This is a genomic window from Paraburkholderia sp. UCT31 (assembly GCF_014397655.1).
In the GTDB taxonomy this organism is placed as follows: domain Bacteria; phylum Pseudomonadota; class Gammaproteobacteria; order Burkholderiales; family Burkholderiaceae; genus Paraburkholderia; species Paraburkholderia tuberum.
Genome location: NZ_VZQP01000001.1, coordinates 90,011 through 109,045 on the forward strand (window position 1 = coordinate 90,011; position 19,035 = coordinate 109,045).

General features: G+C 65.5%; 17 protein-coding genes and 1 pseudogene. 7 read left to right on the top strand and 11 right to left on the bottom strand.

From position 1 onward, the window contains the following. Nucleotides 1-21: 21 nt before the first annotated feature. Nucleotides 22-588 (bottom strand): annotated as a pseudogene (locus F6X40_RS00455) (rhodanese-like domain-containing protein); the annotation flags it as partial. 120 nt (nt 589-708) lie between these two features. Beyond that, a complete protein-coding gene (locus F6X40_RS00460) occupies nt 709-1,125 on the bottom strand; it encodes a cupin domain-containing protein (protein ID WP_187626462.1) in 417 nt (138 codons plus the stop codon). 177 nt (nt 1,126-1,302) lie between these two features. On the opposite strand from F6X40_RS00460, the gene F6X40_RS00465 reads away from it, so the two are divergent. Then, the gene (locus F6X40_RS00465) at nt 1,303-1,908 is read left to right on the top strand and encodes a peroxidase-related enzyme (protein ID WP_187626463.1); all 606 of its coding nucleotides are present in this window, start codon (nt 1,303-1,305) and stop codon (nt 1,906-1,908) included. A gap of 42 nt (nt 1,909-1,950) precedes the next feature. Here the strand turns inward: F6X40_RS00465 and F6X40_RS00470 are convergent, their stop codons facing one another. Continuing rightward, nucleotides 1,951-3,231 carry an MFS transporter gene (locus F6X40_RS00470; RefSeq protein ID WP_187626464.1) on the bottom strand — a complete coding sequence of 427 codons (1,281 nt, stop codon included), beginning with the start codon at nt 3,229-3,231 and terminating at the stop codon, nt 1,951-1,953. Between the two features lie 83 nt (nt 3,232-3,314). Then, nucleotides 3,315-4,262: a LysR substrate-binding domain-containing protein gene (locus F6X40_RS00475; protein ID WP_187626465.1), complete on the bottom strand. Its 948-nt coding sequence runs from the start codon at nt 4,260-4,262 to the stop codon at nt 3,315-3,317. 286 nt (nt 4,263-4,548) lie between these two features. Here F6X40_RS00475 and F6X40_RS00480 point away from each other — a divergent pair, with 286 nt between their 5' ends. Continuing rightward, nucleotides 4,549-5,262, top strand: a complete 714-nt coding sequence (locus tag F6X40_RS00480) for a DUF899 family protein (protein WP_187626466.1) — start codon at nt 4,549-4,551, stop codon at nt 5,260-5,262. 27 nt (nt 5,263-5,289) lie between these two features. On the opposite strand, the gene F6X40_RS00485 is transcribed toward F6X40_RS00480, so the two are convergent. Both F6X40_RS00485 and F6X40_RS00490 read right to left on the bottom strand, forming a co-directional pair. Next, a complete protein-coding gene (locus F6X40_RS00485; protein ID WP_187626467.1) occupies nt 5,290-7,263 on the bottom strand; it encodes a putative bifunctional diguanylate cyclase/phosphodiesterase in 1,974 nt (657 codons plus the stop codon). A 241-nt stretch (nt 7,264-7,504) separates the two neighbouring features. Further along, a complete protein-coding gene (locus F6X40_RS00490) occupies nt 7,505-7,888 on the bottom strand; it encodes a hypothetical protein (protein ID WP_187626468.1) in 384 nt (127 codons plus the stop codon). 349 nt (nt 7,889-8,237) lie between these two features. Between F6X40_RS00490 and F6X40_RS00495 the strand changes: the two genes are divergently transcribed. Beyond that, nucleotides 8,238-8,516: an HU family DNA-binding protein gene (locus F6X40_RS00495; RefSeq protein WP_013092091.1), complete on the top strand. Its 279-nt coding sequence runs from the start codon at nt 8,238-8,240 to the stop codon at nt 8,514-8,516. 244 nt (nt 8,517-8,760) lie between these two features. Here F6X40_RS00495 and F6X40_RS00500 read toward each other — a convergent pair whose 3' ends face one another. The 3 genes from F6X40_RS00500 to F6X40_RS00510 all read right to left on the bottom strand — a co-directional run bounded on the left by F6X40_RS00500 (nt 8,761) and on the right by F6X40_RS00510 (nt 11,843). After that, on the bottom strand, nt 8,761-9,879 hold the full coding sequence (locus F6X40_RS00500) for a 3-deoxy-7-phosphoheptulonate synthase (RefSeq protein ID WP_311539229.1): 1,119 nt from the start codon (nt 9,877-9,879) through the stop codon (nt 8,761-8,763). 263 nt (nt 9,880-10,142) lie between these two features. Continuing rightward, entirely contained in the window at nt 10,143-11,066 is a 924-nt protein-coding gene (locus F6X40_RS00505; RefSeq protein WP_187626469.1) for a DUF72 domain-containing protein, read from the bottom strand. Between the two features lie 39 nt (nt 11,067-11,105). Beyond that, nucleotides 11,106-11,843: a TetR/AcrR family transcriptional regulator gene (locus tag F6X40_RS00510; RefSeq protein ID WP_187626470.1), complete on the bottom strand. Its 738-nt coding sequence runs from the start codon at nt 11,841-11,843 to the stop codon at nt 11,106-11,108. Between the two features lie 247 nt (nt 11,844-12,090). Between F6X40_RS00510 and F6X40_RS00515 the strand changes: the two genes are divergently transcribed. From F6X40_RS00515 to F6X40_RS00530, 4 genes are read left to right on the top strand one after another with little or no spacing between them, the layout of a single operon-like run. Next, nucleotides 12,091-13,272 (top strand): isovaleryl-CoA dehydrogenase, encoded by a 1,182-nt coding sequence (locus tag F6X40_RS00515; protein WP_184062902.1) that lies wholly within the window; start codon nt 12,091-12,093, stop codon nt 13,270-13,272. 52 nt (nt 13,273-13,324) lie between these two features. Next, a complete protein-coding gene (locus F6X40_RS00520) occupies nt 13,325-14,932 on the top strand; it encodes a carboxyl transferase domain-containing protein (protein WP_187626471.1) in 1,608 nt (535 codons plus the stop codon). 49 nt (nt 14,933-14,981) lie between these two features. Then, nucleotides 14,982-15,770, top strand: coding sequence for an enoyl-CoA hydratase/isomerase family protein (locus F6X40_RS00525; protein WP_187626472.1), 789 nt, complete (start codon nt 14,982-14,984; stop codon nt 15,768-15,770). 52 nt (nt 15,771-15,822) lie between these two features. Beyond that, a complete protein-coding gene (locus F6X40_RS00530) occupies nt 15,823-17,892 on the top strand; it encodes an acetyl/propionyl/methylcrotonyl-CoA carboxylase subunit alpha (RefSeq protein WP_187626473.1) in 2,070 nt (689 codons plus the stop codon). A 33-nt stretch (nt 17,893-17,925) separates the two neighbouring features. On the opposite strand, the gene F6X40_RS00535 is transcribed toward F6X40_RS00530, so the two are convergent. Beyond that, nucleotides 17,926-18,717, bottom strand: a complete 792-nt coding sequence (locus tag F6X40_RS00535) for a phosphate/phosphite/phosphonate ABC transporter substrate-binding protein (RefSeq protein WP_187626474.1) — start codon at nt 18,715-18,717, stop codon at nt 17,926-17,928. A gap of 17 nt (nt 18,718-18,734) precedes the next feature. Further along, nucleotides 18,735-19,013, bottom strand: coding sequence for a DUF1488 family protein (locus F6X40_RS00540; protein ID WP_018423012.1), 279 nt, complete (start codon nt 19,011-19,013; stop codon nt 18,735-18,737). Nucleotides 19,014-19,035 lie beyond the last annotated feature (22 nt).

Below are 19,035 nucleotides of genomic sequence, written 5' to 3' on the forward strand. Positions count from 1 at the left end.
CGTGTTTCGTCTACTGTTCATTCACTCCGCGAGACGTGCGCGCACCGTGTATTCGCCTTCGTTGCCCTTGTCTTCGAGCGTGTGTGCCATCGCCATATTGAAGTCGGTCGGCAGTGGCTCGACCGGATAGCCGCGCTTTTCCCACGCATCGAGACCGCCCTTCAGCGCGCGCACATGATGAATGTTCTTCCGATGCAATTGCCTGACGATGCGCTTCGCGGTCGCTTCGTTGGGACACACGCAATAGACGACGATCGGCCGCTTCAGGTATTCCGGATGAATCGGATCGGGCGACTCGAGATCGAGCGGCCGGGCGCCGGCAATGCGGTGCGATTCCTTTTCGCGCACGGTGCTCGGGCGCGCGTCGAGAATCAGCGGCGGTTCGTTCGACTTGATCATCGCGTCGAGCTGATCGGGCGTAATGCGCGTATGCGCGAGCCAGCGACGAAACTGCAAGCGCCGCAACAAGCGATACACCAGAACCGCCGCGAAGATCACCGCGAACGTATCGAAGATCGTGCCGCCGTTGTGTCGCACGAGCAGCATCATTTGCACGATCTGGTCGTGCAGGGCGCCGCCGCCGATCACCCGCGCGCGACCGACGAATGGGCGCGGCGCACGACGCGGCGCGGCAAGTGGATCAAACCGGTTTGAGAAGCATGATTTGCCGCGCTTCAGGCGAGGCGGTCCGGGAAGAGGCCCCTTGCCTCACGCTTCCTCGGACGGATCATAGGGCACCACGCGCTCACGCTCGTCCGCGTGATTGCGCGCGACGATCGCGCGCGCCGCGGCGTTCGCGTCGAGATTGAACGGCTGATGCGGCACGCCCGGCGGAATGAACAGGAAGTCGCCCGGCTCGGTGACGACCGACTCGCGCAAGCCCGGGCCGTAGCGCGTCTCGATCCTGCCTTCGAGCATATAGATCGCGGTCTCGTAGTCGGCGTGAAAGTGCGGCTCCGCATGGCCGCCGGGCGGGACCACGACCATGTACATCGACAGCCCGGTGCTGCCCGCGGTGCCCGCCGAAATGCCGACGAAATAGGGCAGCCGCTGCATCGTCGCCATTTCCCGTTCGGGGCGCACCTTGACCACCGGTGCCCGCGCGTCGTGCGTAACGTTTGACATGGTTGCTCCTTTCGTCGCCGCCGTGCCGGGCGGCTTCATGCATGCCGAACTGGAAGTCTAGACGATACGGGCGGCAATGTCGGATGGGATCGAGCGGGCCTGGTGAAGCGCGGGCGACCGCGAAATCGCGTTGCTACAATGGTCGGCATACCCCGACAGAGATCACGGAGACAGCGCATGGCCACGCTTCAGCCCATCAGCCGCTACCCGGTCCCCGAGCCGAGCGAGTGGCCCGAAGACATCAGTGCCCGCATTCTCGAAGTGCAGGAGAAAGCGGGTTTCGTGCCGAACGTGTTTCTGACGCTCGCGCATCGGCCCGACGAATTCCGCGCGTTCTTCGCTTATCACGATGCGTTGATGCTGAAAGAGGGCGGTCTAACGAAAGGCGAGCGGGAGATGATCGTGGTCGCGACGAGCGCGGTCAACGATTGTCTTTACTGCGTGGTCGCCCACGGCGCGATTCTGCGCATCTACGAAAAAGCGCCGCTGCTCGCCGATCAGGTCGCGGTCAATCACCGCAAGTCCGACATCACCGACCGCCAGAAGGCGATGCTCGATTTCGCGCTGAAGGTGTGCCGCGCGTCGGGCACGGTCGATGATGAAGACTTCCAGACACTGCGCGGCCACGGCTTCACCGATGAAGACATCTGGGACATCGCGGCGATCACCGCGTTTTTCGGGCTGTCGAACCGGATGGCCAACGTGATCTCGATGCGTCCGAACGACGAGTTCTATCTGATGGGGCGTGTGCCGAAAGCCGCGGCGGATGCACCGAAAGAGTAGCCTCGGCTGGAATCGCTTCAGCATCTCTATCGGCAATTCGCATCACGCCTGCGCGGGGCGAGATGAGCGCCGCGCGGGCGTCATCACCACGGTGTCGTCGATCGGGAAATGCAGCAGTGCCGCGATCAATCCCGCCGCGACCGTCGCTACCCATAGCAGTGAGTACGAGCCCGTCAGATCGAACACGAGGCCACCGAGCCACGCGCCGAGAAACGAGCCGATCTGATGGCTCAGAAAGCACACGCCGAACAGGCTGCCGAGGTGACGCGTGCCGAACACCTTGGCGACTAGCCCGCTCGTCAGCGGTACGGTGCCGAGCCACGTGAGGCCCATCACCGCCGCGAAAATCACCACGGACACAGCGCTTTTCGGCAGCGCGAAGAATGCGGCGATCGTCGCGCTGCGAATCAGATAAAGCCAGCCGAGCACATGATGTTGGCGGAACCGGCCGCCGAGCCAACCACATGCCCAACTGCCCGCCATGTTGAACAGGCCGATCAGCGCAAGCGCGGTGGCGCCCAGCCCGATCGGCATATGACACAGCGTCAGATACTCGGGCAGATGCGTCGCGATGAACGCGAGCTGAAAGCCGCAGGTGAAGAAGCCGAGCGTCAGCAAGCGGTAGCCGCGATGGCGCATCGCCTGTGACAGAACCTCGCGCAGCGGCGCCGCGGGCGCGTCCTCGAACCGCGCCTGAGCCGTCGCGTGGATCGGCGCACGCCGGTCGAGCACGATGCCGAGCGGCGCGATCAGCAGCATGGCGAAAGCGAGCACGAATAGCGATGTCGCGATGCCCGAATGCAGCCGGATGCCTTGTACGAGCGGCACCATCAGCACCTGTCCGGCGGAGCCGCCGGCGCTGACGAGCCCCATCGCGACGCTGCGCTTCTCCGGCGACGCAACGCGGCCGACCGCTGGCAACACCACGCCGAAGGTCGTGCAGCTCACGCCGATGCCGACCAGTAATCCCATGCCGGTCACCAGCAGCGCACCGCTCGGGGCGACCGCCGACAGCGCGAGGCCGGCCGCGAACGTCGAAGCGCCGAACGCGACCACCGGCGCCGAGCCATAGCGATCGGCGGCCGCGCCCGCGAACGGCTGCGCGAAGCCCCACACGAGGTTGTGCAGCGCGATCGCGAAAGCGATCAGCGTGACCGGCAGACCGCGGTCGAACGAGAACGGGCCGATGAACAGGCCGAAGGTCTGGCGGATGCCCATCGCGGCGCTCAGGATCAGCGCACCGGCGACGATCACGAGCGTCGTGGTGACGGTCGTCGCGGGAGCGAGGGTGGGGGCGGGTTGCTTGCTATGGGTCGTCGACATGGCGGGCTCCTCCTTGGCCACCATCGTCGCAGCCCGCCGCGCAGCCGGCAAAGGAAAAGATTTCGACGACAGGCGAGCGTGGCTCACCTATGCGTTGCTACGTCGTCGTCCGCCGCCGCGTCCGCATGCGCGTCGAAGGCCGCCGCCTCGTCGACGAGCCAACGTTTGAAATCGGCGAGCTCGGGCCGCTGGATCGCGCTGTCCGCATTCTCCGCGCTGACCAGCCAGTAGGCGGTAGTCGATGCGACGGTGGGCGCGCAAGCCTCGACCAGCGCGCCGCTCACCAGATCGCCGTCGACCAGCGGCTTGCGGCCGAGCGCGACGCCGAGGCCCATGCTGGCCGCCTCGAAGGCGAGCTGGATCGTGTCGACGTGCAAGCCGCCGCCTGTATCGATGCCGCCGGTGCCGGTCGCGTCGAGCCACGCCTGCCAGTCTTCACTCGCGGCGTTCACGTGAATCAGCGTCGCGCGTCGCAGGCTCGGGACGCCGTGCTCGTCGCGCAGCGTTTCCAGATAAGCAGGGCTGCACACGGGCACGAAGCGCTCGCCGAACAGCCGCGTCCATGCCGTGCCGGCGACCGGCGCGCGACTCATGCGGATCGCAAAGTCGAAGCCGTCGACCGGAAAGCCGACCTGGCGACGCGAGGTGTCCACGCTCACGACGACATGCGGCCAGCGGGCCCGAAAACCGGCGAGGCGCGGCAGCAGCCAGCGCGACGCGAAGGTCGGCGCGCAGCTGAGCGCGATCGGCCGATCCGCGCGATGATTGGGCAGACGTTGCGTGCCGATCGCGATCAGCGAAAACGCCTCGGAGACGTACGACAGATAATCCGCGCCAATCGCCGTTAGCGAGATGCCGCGCGGCTCGCGCACGAACAGTTCGACGCCGAGCGCTCCCTCGAGTCCGACGATGCCGTGACTGATCGCGCTCGGCGTGACGTTCAGCTCGGCGGCGGCGAGCTTGAAACTTTGATGCCTGCCGGCCGCTTCGAAAAAGCGAAGCGCGGGCAGGGGTGGCAGACGAAGCGGCATGTGCGTTCCCCAAGGCGCCGCGTCGTGCGTGGCGCGCGTGCCGGGTGGTGTTGGCGGGTGTAATGGGCTTGCTGTTTGGCGCAAGCATACCTTGCGCCGGCGCCTGGCGACTGGGTGGTCAAACCGCCGGCAAAATCGCCGCAAAAAGCCGCCGCTGCAAAATCATGGCGAGGCCTGTCGATTTTCCGCGGCCTCGTTCGTCGTCCCTACAGGAAGGGCGGCAAAGCGACGATGCCCGCTCGTCTTCCGTCCGTTTTTCTGACGATTTCTCACAAGGAGATGACTGATGAACGACGCAAACACTTCGATGCATACGCTGAAACCGGCCCGCGAACTGGCCGACTTGCCCTCGCGCTTTCCGGGCGAGAGCCCCGCATATCGACGCGCGCGCAACGCGTTGCTCGCCGAGGAGATCGAGCTGCGCCGCCGGATCGAGCGTGTCGCCGCGCAGCGTCGCGCGCTGCCGGCGGGCGGCGTCGTGCCGGAGGATTACCGCTTCGACGGCGAAGCGGGTCCGGTCACGCTATCGCAGATGTTCGGCGCGCACGACACGCTCGTGACCTACAACTGGATGTTCGGACCGCAACGCGCGCGGCCGTGCCCGATGTGCACGTCGCTACTGAGCGCGTGGGACGGCGAAATGCCCGATATCCTGCAGCGCGTCGCGTTCGTGGTGGTCGGCCGCTCGCCGATCGACAGGCTCGTCGCGTTCAAGCAGGAGCGCGGCTGGCGGCATCTGCGGCTGTATTCGTCGGGCGGCAACACGTTCAATCGCGATTACGCGGCCGAAGATCCCGCCGGCGACGACCTTCCCGCGCTGAACGTATTCACGCGCACGGGCGGCGTCGTGCGGCACTTCTGGGCCGAGGAGATGGGGCCGTCGACGTCGGACCCCGGACAGGACCCGCGCGGCGCGCCCGATCCGATGCCGTTGTGGACGATCCTCGACATGACGCCGGGCGGCCGTGGCACCGACTGGTATCCGAAGCTGGCGTATTGAGCGGCGCTGCCATGGAGCGATCGAGCGCTACGAATGCGTCTGCGCCGCGTGGCTCTGGGCGAGCGCGGTCCACAGAAACGTGCCGACCGCGCTCGCCCGCATCGGCAGGCTGAACAGATAGCCCTGCACCGCGCGCGCGCCGAGCGCCTTCACGACCTGGGCCTGCAACGGTGTTTCGAGTCCTTCGACCACGCATTCGAGCCCGAGGTTGCGGCATAGGTCGATCACGGATTTGATGATCTTCTTCGAGGCGCTATTGGTATCGACGTCGCTCACGAAGCTGCGGTCGATCTTGATCGCGTCGAATGGCAGCCGATGCACGTAGCTGAGGCTCGAATAGCCGGTGCCGAAATCGTCGAGAGCCAGCCGGCAGCCGGCCTGCTTCAGCATCGTCATCGCGCTGTGCGCCTGCTCGAAATCGCGCGTCAACGCGGTTTCGGTCATTTCGAACGTCACGCGATGCGGCGACACGCCGCTTGCCGCGACGATGTCGATCAGGCGGCGCGCGCGCGCCGACGTCGAGATATCGATCGCGGACAGGTTGAACGACAGATACAGATCGGCGGGCCAGTGCGCGACCTCGGCGAGCGCCTGGCGCAGCAGCACGTCGGTGATGCCGAGGATCAGCTCGGTCCGCTCTGCAATCCGAATGAATTCCTCCGGCCTGACCATGCCGAGCCGCGCGTTGTGCCATCGCCCGAGCGCTTCGAGGCCGATCGGCCGGCGCGTGAGCAGATCGTAGATCGGCTGGAACTCGAGAAACAGTTCCGCTTCGAGGTCCGCATGGCGCAGCTCCTGCGTGACGAGGCTTAGACGCCGCATCTGCGTTTCGTGTTCGGTCGAGAAAATCACCGGCATGCCGCGGCGGTTTTCCTTGCCGACGTAGAGCGCGGCGTCGGCGCGTTCGAACACCTGCGCGACCGTCGAGCCCGCGTCGGGAAACGCGGCCCAGCCGATCGTGCCCGACAGCTCCGCGACATTGTCGGCGACTTGATAAGGCTGGCTGAGCGCATCGCAGATACGCAGCCCCAACTCGACCAGCGCTTCGTTCGACACCTTGTGGCGCACGAGCACGCCGAATTCATCGCCGCCCAGACGCGCGAACATCAGGCCCGTTTCGCCGATCAACACGAGCCGCGTGCCGACTTCCTGCAGCACGAGGTCGCCGCTCGCGTGACCGTAAATGTCGTTGACCTGCTTGAAGCCGTCCAGATCGATGAGGCCGACGTTGAAGCCGCCACCGGTTTCGAGCGCCTGCTCCGATATCGCGCTCAGCGCCGCGAAGAAACTGCGCCGGTTCGGCAGGCCAGTCAGACTGTCGATGCTGGCGAGCCGGTAGTTGTCGTCGCTGAGCCGTTGGGTGTTGTGCTGGCTTGCCTGCAGTTCGCGTTGCGCGTGCACCGCGTCTGCAAACGTGCGCCAGTAAAGCTGGATGACCGCCGCGAGCGCGACGCCGACCAGCGCCATGTCGACGGCCATCGCGAAGAACACCGGCGAGCCGCTCGACACGAGGAAGCCGGAGAAACTCAGGATGACGATGCAAAGCAGCAGAAGCGCGGGCTTGCGCAGATGGATCAGGCAGAACATGCTGCCGACCAGCGTCGTCGCCATATAGAACGCGACCTGCGCCTGCTGGTAGGCGGTGCCGTACGGAAACAGCAGCACCGACCAGCCGCTGAACGCGACGCCGAACATGCCGACAATCCATGTCACGCTGCGCAATTCGCGGACCGCCTGAGCGTCCGTCATCTTATGGTTGCGTTTGCGCCACCAGCGCACGCAGCGAAACACACACAGCGCGCCGAGCGTGCCGGGCACATACATCGACAGCCAGGCCGGCGCGCTGTCCAGATGCGTCGCCGCCACCGCCGCCGTGTTGACGAGCAGGATGAAGTAGAGAAGCGGTACCTGGCGGCGGAACGCGTGCAACTGCGCACGCATCAGCTCCCGGTCACCCTCGGCGACCGACAGTACCCTCTTCAATCTCGCAAGCCAAGCCATCGCCATCCCTTTAACGTTTGCGCGCTAAACGCAGCTGTTTATATCGGCGCGAGGCTGATTAACTTGAGCGCTCAAAGGGGTAACGGAGCATCGCAGTCAAGGGTCCGTGAACCCGGCTGCGCGCTGACGGATAGTCGGGCGGTAAGTACTACCTGGCGGCGCGTGTTGGCGGCGCTGGAACCAGAAGTTTGTGCCGGATGCCGATCGCGAGACTCGAGCAAAAGGCGGCCTTCGCGCATGCTCAAAGCGTGGGGCACGACAGCACCCGCTGCGGCCGCATGGCGGTGCCGGGCTGGCCGGCCGGCGCGGGCGTGCCACGCGGCGCGGCCGAGACGAGCCGGACCGCGTCGGCGCCAGCATTCGCGAGCACGTATTTTTCCGGGCTGTCATCCGGCTGCCAGTACGCGCGAAACACGTCGCCGTCGCTGAACACGAGCAGCTTGCCGTGCACGGTTTTTCCGCCGCCAACGAAGTCGACCGGTTCGCCGTCGCGTAGCGAAAAGCTCTGCGCGGCGCTGGAGTTCGTCGCACCGACGAGGGTCGCGCACGCGTTGTCGTCGGCCGCGGCCGCCGCCGACGACAACGCGGCGAGCAGCACGCATGTTGCAAAGTGGCGAATTCTCACTTCTTTATGTCTTGCCGATAGTTAACTTGTGACATGTGTCGCAAATGGCGCGCCCGCGCATCGCGAAAAGGGCTATCGTCATCGGGAAGCCGGCGCGGGATCGCGTAACGCGACCTAAAGTACTGAAATTGCAACGGATTGTGATGCGCGGCGAACGCTCGTGAGGCGGCGCGCGCGCATAAGCTCGCGATTCTTATGGCAGTTTGGGGCGCAAAAACGTCAAACCCGCGGCTCTGCCTTGATACAAGCCTTACACCAAGCGTTTGCGCGAAGGTGCGCCTATGCGTTAGTGTGTCGGTCCCGGCGCCTCAGAGGGCGCCGGTTCCATGATTACCATACGGGAAGTGCTATGAACAAACAGGAACTGATTGATGCAGTCGCCGCAGCGACGGGCGAAAGCAAAGCGGCAACCGGCCAGACCATCGACGCGATCGTCGAGGCAGTGACCAAGGCCGTGGTGAGCGGCGATACGGTGCAACTGGTCGGTTTCGGTTCGTTCTCGACCGGCGCGCGCGCGGCACGCGTGGGGCGCAATCCGTCGACGGGCGAAGAGATCCAGATCGCCGCGGCCAAGACGGTGAAGTTCACCGCAGGCAAGGCGTTCAAGGAAGCCGTCAACGCGTCGTAAGCAACGCGCTTCACGCCGGAGCATTCGCGATGCGCGCCGCAGCCCCGCTGTGAGGCGCGCGTGAGTGATGCGTCGGGCGTGAGGATCACGCGCTGCCCAGCCCGGCCAGGCGATTCGCCGGCAACTGGTGCGGCGCGTGTGTCTGGCTCCTTGAGCCGGGCGTTCGTGGGCTCGACCGGCTTCGATCGAGTCTAAAGCGGACCCGCCGCGGCCATCGCGATCGGGCGGTCCGTGCGTTGCCCTGTCAGCCCGCGCGACGCTTGCGGGTTGCCTCGGCGAGCGTGGCGAGCACCGGTTCGGTCTGCGCCCAGCTCACGCAGGCATCCGTGATCGACACGCCGTAACGCAACGGCACACCGGCCTTCAGGTCCTGACGGCCTTCTTCCAGATGACTTTCGAGCATCACACCGATGATGCGGCGCTCGCGCTCCGACAGTTGCCGCGCGATATCGTCCGCGACCTCGATCTGCCGCAAGTGCGATTTGTTCGAGTTCGCATGCGAGCAGTCGATCATCACCTGCTCGCGCAGACCCGCTGAACTCAGCGCTTCACAGGTCGCCTGCACCGACGCGCTGTCGTAGTTCGGCCCTTTCTTGCCGCCGCGCAGGATCACGTGCGCGTCGTCGTTGCCGCGCGTTTCGAAGATCGCGGCCATGCCCATTTTCGTCATGCCCATGAACGCGTGGCTCGCACGCGCCGCGACGATCGCGTCGGCGGCGATCTGCACGCCGCCGTCGGTGCCGTTCTTGAAGCCGATCGGGCAGCTCAGGCCCGACGCGAGCTGACGATGACTCTGGCTCTCGGTCGTGCGCGCGCCGATCGCACCCCACGCGATCAGATCGGCGATGTATTGCGGGCTCAACAGGTCGAGAAACTCGGTCGCCGTGGGCAGGCCCAGACCGTTGATGTCGAGCAGCAACTGCCGGGCGAGACGCAGGCCTTCGTTGATGCGGAAGCTGCCGTCCAGACGCGGATCGTTGATGTAGCCTTTCCAGCCCACCGTCGTGCGCGGTTTCTCGAAGTACACGCGCATCACGATCAGCAGATCGTCCCGGTAGTGATCGGCGGCGGCCTTCAGCTTGCGCGCGTATTCGATCGCCTGGTCGTGGTCGTGAATCGAACAGGGGCCGACGATCAGCACGAGCCGGTCGTCGCGGCTGTGCAGAATGTCGGCGATTTCGACGCGAGTCTTCTCGACCAGCGACTGCACCGCGGGCGGCACCGGCAGTTCGTCCTGCAGCAGCGCGGGGGAAATCAGCGGACGGACCGCGCCGATGCGCACGTCGTCGATGCGCGTGGTGTCCTGGGTGGCGTCGGCCGAGCCGACTTCCTGATCGTGCAGGGGATTGTCGAGGGCGCTCAAGATGTTCTCCGCAATCGGTTGATGAGGCGGCCTTGCCGCCTGATTATGCGAGCGCCGCCGCGATGGGGGCGTGCGGGCGCCGCGTGGGTTTGACGTGGACCGTGCGGGTTGGGTTACTGCGTGCCTCGGGCGAGGTTTGACGCAAGGTCTTGCGTCGGGCTTGACGCGAAGCCGACGCGACCGCGCACGGATGCGCTGGCGCGATTATGACACCCGCGCCGGCCTCATGGCAGGTGGACCGGCGGGCAGGCGGCGCGGCGGATTCAGAGCTTCTTGAGCAACGCCATCGCGGCGGCCGGATTGCGCTCCTTGAAGCCGCTGATCACATAGAGATAGACGTCGCGCGTGGCGGCTTTCGCGGGCGGCTCCGCGCAGGTATCGAGATCGTCGGGCGTGATGCCCGCGGCGAGCTGGCGCGCGCGTTCGGCCCACGCGTCGAGCGCTTTCGTCGAATAGCCTTTGGCTTGCTGTTCGCTCGTGCCCATGATGCGCGCGTAGACGAACGGCGCGGTGATGTCGGCGATCTGCGGATACTCGCTGTCGGCCGCGAGCACGACCGCGACCTTGTACTTGCGCGCCAGGGCGATGAGTTCCGGTGTCCTGAACGAATCGTGACGAACCTCGACCGCGTGCCGCAGCTTCTGTCCTTCGATGCTCGCGGGCAGCAGCTTCAGAAAGGCCTCGAAATCGTCGGCGTCGAATTTTTTGGTCGGCGCGAACTGCCAGTTGATGGGCCCGAGCTTCTGCTTGAGCAGCAGCACGCCGCTTGCGAAGAATCGCTCGATCGTGTCGCCGGCTTCGGCCAGCACCTTGCGGTTGGTCGCGTAACGCGGCGCTTTCAGCGAGAACACGAAATCGTCGGGCGTCTCCTGATACCACTTCTCATAGCTGGCCGGTTTCTGCAAACCGTAGAACGTGCCGTTGATTTCGATCGACGTCAGATGCCGGCTCGCATATTCGAGTTCGCGGCTTTGCGTCAGGTCTTCCGGATAAAACGGCCCGCGCCACGGCGCATAGGTCCAGCCGCCGATGCCGATGCGAATGCGTGCGGCGGACGTGGATCTGGACGACGTTTCGGTTGATTTTTTCGTTGGCGCTTTCTTTGCGGCTTTCGGTTTGTCGCCACGTTCTTCGCCAGACTTCTCGCTTCGCTTGTTGCTTTCCTTCGCGCTTGTCGCTGCGGGCACTTGGGCTCTCCTTCGGGCTGCGGCGGGAAAGCTCGTAGATTAGCCGCTTTTCTCGCAGCGCGCGGCGCTGGCTTCGTCGAAACGACGGCTCGCTGCGGCCACTTCCACGCGAAAGCGCTGCAACGCGCCGAGCGCGAGGTCGGGCGGCGTCAGCGCGACCCACAGCACGTCGATCAACTGATCGGCGGTGGCGTCGATATCGATCTGCCGGTTCGTCAGCGTCGCGTCCCACAGCACGTGCTCCATCGGGCCGAACACCATCGAGCGCAACAGGCGCAGCGGCATGTCGGAGCGAATCTCGCCGCTTTGCTGGCCTTGCGCGAGCACGCGCATCAACGGCGCGGTGTAGCGGCGCTGCAGTTCGGTCAGCGCTTCGCTCAGTTCATGATGCCGCGCGCGCCCTTCGGACAGCACCAGCGCGCACAGATCGGTGCCATTCACGAGCATCAGCCGCAGATGCATGCGCACGATGAACGCGAACTGCTGGCGCACGTTGCCGTCGCGCGGCAGGCCCGCTTCGATCGCGTCGATGATCTCGTCGTACCAATCGCCGATGACACGAGCGCACAACTCGCGCTTGCCGCGAAAGTAGCTGAACACCGTCGCCTCGGAAACGCCCAGGCGCTGCGCGATTTCCGCAGTCGTCGCGCGTTCGTAGCCCTTTTCGGAGAACACGTCGCGCCCCGCCTGAAGAATCTCCTTCACGCGCTGCTGCGACTTGCGCCCGGCCGGCTGGCGACGCGAGACAGGTAATCCGGCCTTCTCGGCAACCGTCATATGAGTAAAATTCAGATTTGTGATGCGGATTGGGGCTCGAGCTGGCGATTGAACGCTGCGTCTGTGCTCGATGAACGCGATCGTAGCACCGAATCGGCCGGCTGACGCGGGTTTGTAAATTTCTGAGTAACACTCAAAAATACCTATTGACGCTTACGTCAATCTGGCGTGAAATGCGCGTTGACATGCTTTCGCGTGCCGCTTCGCGTTCCACCAGCGGCCGCCCACGAACTCAGGAGACACCGCAATGCCCAATCTGCCCGGTTTGCAGTTCCCGCTCGGCGAAGAGATCGAAATGCTGCGCGACAGCATTGCGTCGTTCGCCGCCAAAGAAATCGCGCCGCGCGCCGGGGAAATCGATCGCACCGATCAGTTCCCGATGGACCTGTGGCGCAAGTTCGGCGACCTCGGCGTGCTCGGCATGACGGTTTCCGAAGAGTACGGCGGCGCGAACATGGGCTATACCGCGCATATGGTCGCGATGGAGGAAATTTCGCGTGCGTCGGCATCGGTTGGCCTGTCGTACGGCGCGCATTCGAACCTGTGCGTGAACCAGATTCATCGCAACGGCACCGACGCGCAGAAGCGCAAGTATCTGCCGAAGCTCGTGTCGGGCGAGCACGTCGGCGCGCTCGCGATGAGCGAGCCGAACGCGGGCTCGGACGTGGTCAGCATGAAGCTGCGCGCCCAGAAGAAGGGCGATCGTTACGTGCTGAACGGCACCAAGATGTGGATCACCAACGGCCCCGACTGTGACACCCTGGTCGTCTATGCAAAGACCGATCCCGAAGCGAATTCGCGCGGCATTACCGCGTTCATCGTCGAGAAGGGCATGAAGGGTTTCTCGGTCGCGCAGAAGCTCGACAAGCTCGGCATGCGCGGCTCGCACACCGGCGAGCTGGTGTTCCAGGACGTCGAAGTGCCGGAGGAAAATATCCTTGGGGCATTGAACGGCGGCGTCAAAGTGCTGATGAGCGGTCTCGACTACGAGCGCGCGGTGCTCGCGGGCGGCCCGACCGGCATCATGGTCGCGGTGATGGACGCGGTCGTGCCGTATATCCACGACCGCAAGCAGTTCGGCCAGTCGATCGGCGAATTCCAGCTGATCCAGGGCAAAGTCGCCGATCTGTACACGACGCTGCAGGCATGCCGCGCGTATCTGTACGCGGTGGGCCGCCAACTCGACACGCTCGGCAACGACCATGTGCGCCAGGTCCGCAAGGACTGCGCGGGCGTGATTCTGTACACGGCCGAAAAGGCGACCTGGATGGCTGGCGAGGCGATCCAGATTCTCGGCGGCAATGGCTATATCAACGAGTATCCGGTCGGTCGTCTGTGGCGCGATGCGAAGCTCTACGAAATTGGCGCGGGCACGAGCGAGATTCGTCGCATGCTGATCGGCCGGGAGCTGTTTGCCGAAACGCTGTGATGCAAGCGCGCGTGAACCCCCTCAATACGCCGCACTTTGGAGAAGCGACGTCATGCCGATCATCGAATCGAAACTGAACCCACGCTCGGACGACTTTCGCGCGAACGCGGTGGCGCTCGAAGCGCTCGTCGCCGATCTGCGCGCGAAGATCGAGCAACTCGCGCAGGGCGGCGGCCAGGCCGCGCGCGACAAGCACACGAGCCGCGGCAAGCTGCTGCCGCGCGAGCGGATCGCGCAACTGCTCGATCCGGGCACGCCGTTTCTCGAACTGTCGCAACTCGCCGCGTACGGCATGTACAACGACGACGCGCCGGGCGCCGGCGTGATCACCGGCATCGGCCGGATCGCGGGACAGGAGTGCGTGATCGTCTGCAACGACGCGACCGTGAAGGGCGGCACCTACTATCCGGTCACCGTGAAGAAGCACGTGCGCGCGCAGGAAATCGCCAGCGAAAACCGCTTGCCGTGCGTATACCTCGTCGACTCGGGTGGCGCGAATCTGCCGAATCAGGACGACGTATTTCCCGATCGTGATCACTTCGGCCGCATCTTCTACAACCAGGCGAATCTGTCGGCCGCGGGTATTCCGCAGATCGCGGTCGTGATGGGCTCGTGCACCGCGGGCGGCGCGTATGTGCCGGCGATGAGCGACGAGTCGATCATCGTCAAGAACCAGGGGACGATTTTTCTCGGCGGTCCACCGCTCGTCAAGGCCGCGACCGGCGAAGTGGTCAGCGCCGAAGATCTCGGCGGCGGCGACGTGCATACGCGTCTGTCGGGCGTCGTCGATCATCTTGCGCAGAACGATGCGCATGCGCTCGGGATCGCGCGCAGCATCGTCGGCCATCTGAACCGCGTGAAGCCGGCGCCGCTCGTATTGCAGGAGCCGAAGCCGCCGCGCTACGACACCCAGAGCATCTACGGCGTGATTCCGGTCGACACGCGCAAGCCGTTCGATATCCGCGAGGTGATCGCGCGTATCGTCGACGATTCCGCATTCGACGAATTCAAGGCGCGCTACGGCACCACGCTCGTCTGCGGCTTCGCGCATATCTGGGGGCATCCGGTCGGCATCGTCGCGAACAACGGCATTCTGTTTTCGGAGTCGGCGCTGAAGGGTACGCACTTCATCGAACTGTGCTGCCAACGCAAGATCCCGCTCGTGTTTCTGCAGAACATCACCGGCTTCATGGTCGGCCGCAAGTACGAAAACGAAGGCATTGCGAGGAACGGCGCGAAGATGGTCACCGCGGTCGCGACCGCGAAGGTGCCGAAGTTCACGGTGATCATCGGCGGCTCGTTTGGCGCGGGCAACTACGGCATGTGCGGCCGCGCGTATTCGCCGCGCTTCCTGTGGATGTGGCCGAACGCGCGCATCTCGGTGATGGGCGGCGAGCAGGCCGCGTCGGTGCTCGCCACCGTCAAGCGCGACGGCATCGAAGCGAAGGGCGGCAACTGGAGCGCGGAAGAAGAAGAGGCGTTCAAGCAGCCGATCCGCGAGCAATACGAGCATCAGGGCCATCCGTACTACGCGAGCGCGCGGTTGTGGGACGACGGCGTGATCGACCCCGCGCAAACTCGCGCCGTGCTTGGGCTGGGTTTGTCGGCGGCGATGAACGCGCCGATCGAAGACACGCGTTTCGGCGTGTTCAGAATGTGATGGCCCGCGTCACCGCGATGCGACCGCGTAAGGCAAAGGAGTGTTACGCATGCAATACGAAACGCTGAAGGTCGAGTTTGCCGGCCAGATCGCGACGGTCGCGCTCAATCGTCCGGACGTGCGCAACGCGTTCAACGAAACGATGATCGCCGAGCTGACCGCCGCATTCACCGCGCTCGACACGCGCGACGACCTGCGCGCGGTCGTGCTCGCCGCGAACGGCAAGGCGTTCTGCGCGGGCGCCGACCTGAACTGGATGAAGAAAATGGCCGGCTACTCGGACGACGAGAACCGCGCCGATGCGATGCGGCTCGCCGGCATGCTGTCGGCGGTATATCGCTGCAACAAGCCGGTGATCGCGCGCGTGAGCGGCGACGCATACGCGGGCGGCATGGGCCTGATTGCCGCGTGCGATATCGTCGTCGCGGTCGAAAGCGCACACTTCTGCCTGTCCGAGGCGCGGCTCGGGCTGATTCCCGCGACGATCGCGCCATACGTGATTCGTGCGCTCGGCGAGCAGGCGTCGCGGCGCTACTTCCTCACCGCCGAGGCGTTCGACTGCGCGACCGCGTTGCGGCTGGGTTTGGTCAGCGAAGTGGTCACCAGTGCGGAACAGCTCGATGCAACGGTCGCGCAGCTCGCGCAGACGCTGTGCGCGAACGGCCCGCAAGCGGTGCGCGCCTGCAAGCGGCTCGTGCAGGACATCGCGGGCCGCGAGTTGAGCGACGCGCTGATCGAGGACACCGCCGTGCGGATTGCGAAAACGCGGGCCGGCGCAGAGGGCCGCGAAGGCGTGGCGTCGTTCCTCGAAAAGCGCACGCCGGGCTGGCGCAACTGACATGCTCCGCTAACAACCATCGCCCCGTACCGCCCATTTCATCGAGACACTCATGTTCAACAAGATCCTGATCGCCAACCGGGGTGAAATTGCGTGCCGCGTCGCGGCGACCTGCAAGCGGCTCGGCATCGCGAGCGTGGCCGTCTATTCGGACGCCGACGCCAACGCGAAACACGTCGCCGCCTGCGACGAAGCGGTGCATATCGGCGGTTCGACGGCGGCGCAAAGCTATCTGCGCATCGAGCGGATCATCGAAGCCGCGCGCGCGACCGGCGCGCAGGCCGTGCATCCGGGCTACGGCTTTCTTTCGGAAAACGAAGACTTCGCGCATGCGTGCGAGGCGGCCGGCATCGTCTTTATCGGACCGCCGGTCGAAGCGATTGCCGCGATGGGCTCGAAGGCCGCCGCGAAAGCGCTGATGCACGCGGCCGCGGTGCCGCTCGTGCCCGGCTATCACGGCGACGACCAGGAGCCGCAGCTGTTGCAGCGCGAGGCGGACACGATCGGCTATCCGGTGCTGCTGAAGGCGAGCGCGGGCGGCGGCGGCAAGGGCATGCGCGTGGTCGAGCGCAGCGCGGACTTCGCGGCCGCGCTGCTGTCGTGCAAGCGCGAGGCGGCGAGCAGCTTCGGCAACGATCGCGTGCTGATCGAGAAGTATCTGACCCGGCCGCGTCACGTCGAGGTCCAGGTGTTCGCCGATCGGCACGGCGGCGCCGTTTATCTGTTCGACCGCGACTGTTCGGTGCAGCGGCGCCATCAGAAAGTGCTCGAGGAAGCGCCCGCGCCGGGGCTCTCGGCCGAGGTCAAGCGCGCGATGGGCGAAGCGGCCGTGGCCGCCGCGCGCGCGGTCAACTACGCTGGCGCGGGTACGGTCGAGTTCATCATGACGCCGACCGGCGAGTTCTATTTCATGGAGATGAACACGCGGCTGCAGGTCGAGCATCCCGTCACCGAGATGGTGACGGGGCAGGACCTCGTCGAATGGCAGTTGCGCGTTGCCGCGGGCGAGAGTTTGCCGCTCACCCAGCAGCAGTTGAAGCTCGACGGCCACGCGATCGAGGCGCGCATCTACGCAGAGCATCCGGCGCGCGGCTTCCTGCCGTCCACCGGCACGCTCAAGCATCTGCGCATGCCCGAAGGCGTCGAGTTCGCGATCGACGCGGCCGGGCTCGGCGAGCCGGGCCGCAAGGCGCCGGTGCGTATCGACAGCGGCGTGCGCGAGGGTGACACGATCACGCCGTTCTACGATCCGATGATCGCCAAGCTGATCGTTCACGGCGCGACGCGCGAGGAGGCATTGGCGCGCCTCGCGCGTGCGCTGCATGCCTGCGAGGTGGTCGGGCCGCACACGAACGTCGAGTTTCTGCGGCGCATCGTCGCGAGCGAACCGTTCGCGAGCGGCGAGCTCGACACCGGTTTGATCGAGCGTCATCACGACGTGCTGTTCGCGCCGGCACAGAAGCCGTTCAAGGAAGCGCTCGCGCTCGCGTGCGCCGCGTTGTTGACGCGCGAGGGCGGCACCGCGCACGGCGCGTCGCCGTGGGACGCGTTGTCGCACTGGCGGCTCAATAGCGGCTACACGCAAACGCTAGGCTGGCGCGTGATCGACGACGGCGCCAACGACGACAGCCCCGACGCATTCACGGTCGTTTTCGCGCGCAACGGGGACACGCAAGCGCTCGTGCAAACACTCGAACACGACGGCGTGCGCGAGGACTTCACATGGTCGGTCAGCGCGGGCGCCCATGAATTCCGCGCGACGATCGGCGATGCGCGCGTGACGGGGCGTGTATTCGTCGACGGCGACAGGTTCCACGTGTTCTGCCATGGCGAGACGCTCGCATTCGAATGGCAGAACCTGCTCGCGCATGCCGCGGATGCCGAGCACGGCGAAGGCCGTCTGACCGCGCCGATGCCGGGCAAAGTGATCGCGGTGCTGGTCGAACCAGGCGCGGTGGTCGAGAAGGGCGCGCCGCTGATCGTGATGGAAGCGATGAAGATGGAGCATACGATCGGCGCCCCGGCGGCGGGCACGGTCGCCGAGGTGCTATATGCGGTCGGCGATCAGGTCAGCGACGGCGCGCAACTGCTGGTGCTGGAGGTGCAGCAGGCGGGTGAATAAGCGCGTCGAGTAGCAGATGAGCGAGTAGGTGAATCAAGCGAGCCGCGCGTAGCCCGCGGCGCGCGCTTCACTTTCCAACTCGCCGATGCGCGCGTAGTCGGTCAGCGGCAACGTCGAAAAGCCCCTTAAACGCAGCCGTTTTGCGCGCTCGGGGCGCACGCTCAGCGCCTCGTTCAACGCGTCGCGCAACGCGGCGATCGTGGCCGGCGGCACATTGGCCGCGGCGATCAGCGGCAAGCCCGGCGAGGCGGCGGTCATGCCGATCGCGCGTACGCGCCCCGCGAGTTCCGGTAGCACGTCGCAAACGAAGGCGAAGGTCACGCAGTCGATCGCGGCGACGTCCGCGCGATTGTCCGCGACCGCGCGCAGCGAGCCGACATGCGAGCCCGTGCGCAGCACCGCGCCGAAGAACATGCCGGCGCGCGCGAGCGGCGCGACCGCGTGACGAAAGGCGTTCATGCCGCTGTTCGAATCGTCCTGGTTGTAGGCGGCGCGCGCGCCTCGGCACGAGGCGAGTGAGTCGAAGCGCGCGTCGGCGCGCGCGACCAGTACGCTCGAGTAATGCGCGCCGTCGCAGCCGGGCGCATCGAAACAGGGTGTCGCGACCAATTGCACCTGCGCGTGCAGCCCCTGCATCAGCGGATAACCGCAGGTCTGGGAAATCAGCAGATTCGGGCGCCGCCAGAAGCCGTGCAGTTCCTCGTCCGGTTCGACGATGCGGCACGCGGGCTTGACCCGGCGCAGCACGTCGTCGAGCCACTCGCGCCATTCGAGGTCGAGCGCGGGTGTCACGTTGTACATCGGCAGGGCGGCGATCCAGCTCATGAAGGCGTTTCTCGCGCCTAATGTCTGACCAATTTGAATTCATCGAGACCGAGCCGCACCGGCTCGCTCGGCGTGAATTGCCATCGCTGCGCGGCTACGGAGAGGATCTCGTCCTGCGCATCCTCGAACGCGACCAACAGGTCCTGCTTGCGACGGCTCACGGCGCCACAGAACTCGACCAGCGCGTCGGCGCTAACTTCAAAAATCTGCGCACGATCGTCGCAGCACACGCGGAACGCGACCGTCGCGCATTCCGTCACACAGGGCCGGAACCCTTCATCGACATAGACCGACATGGCGAACTCCTTCGGACGCCTG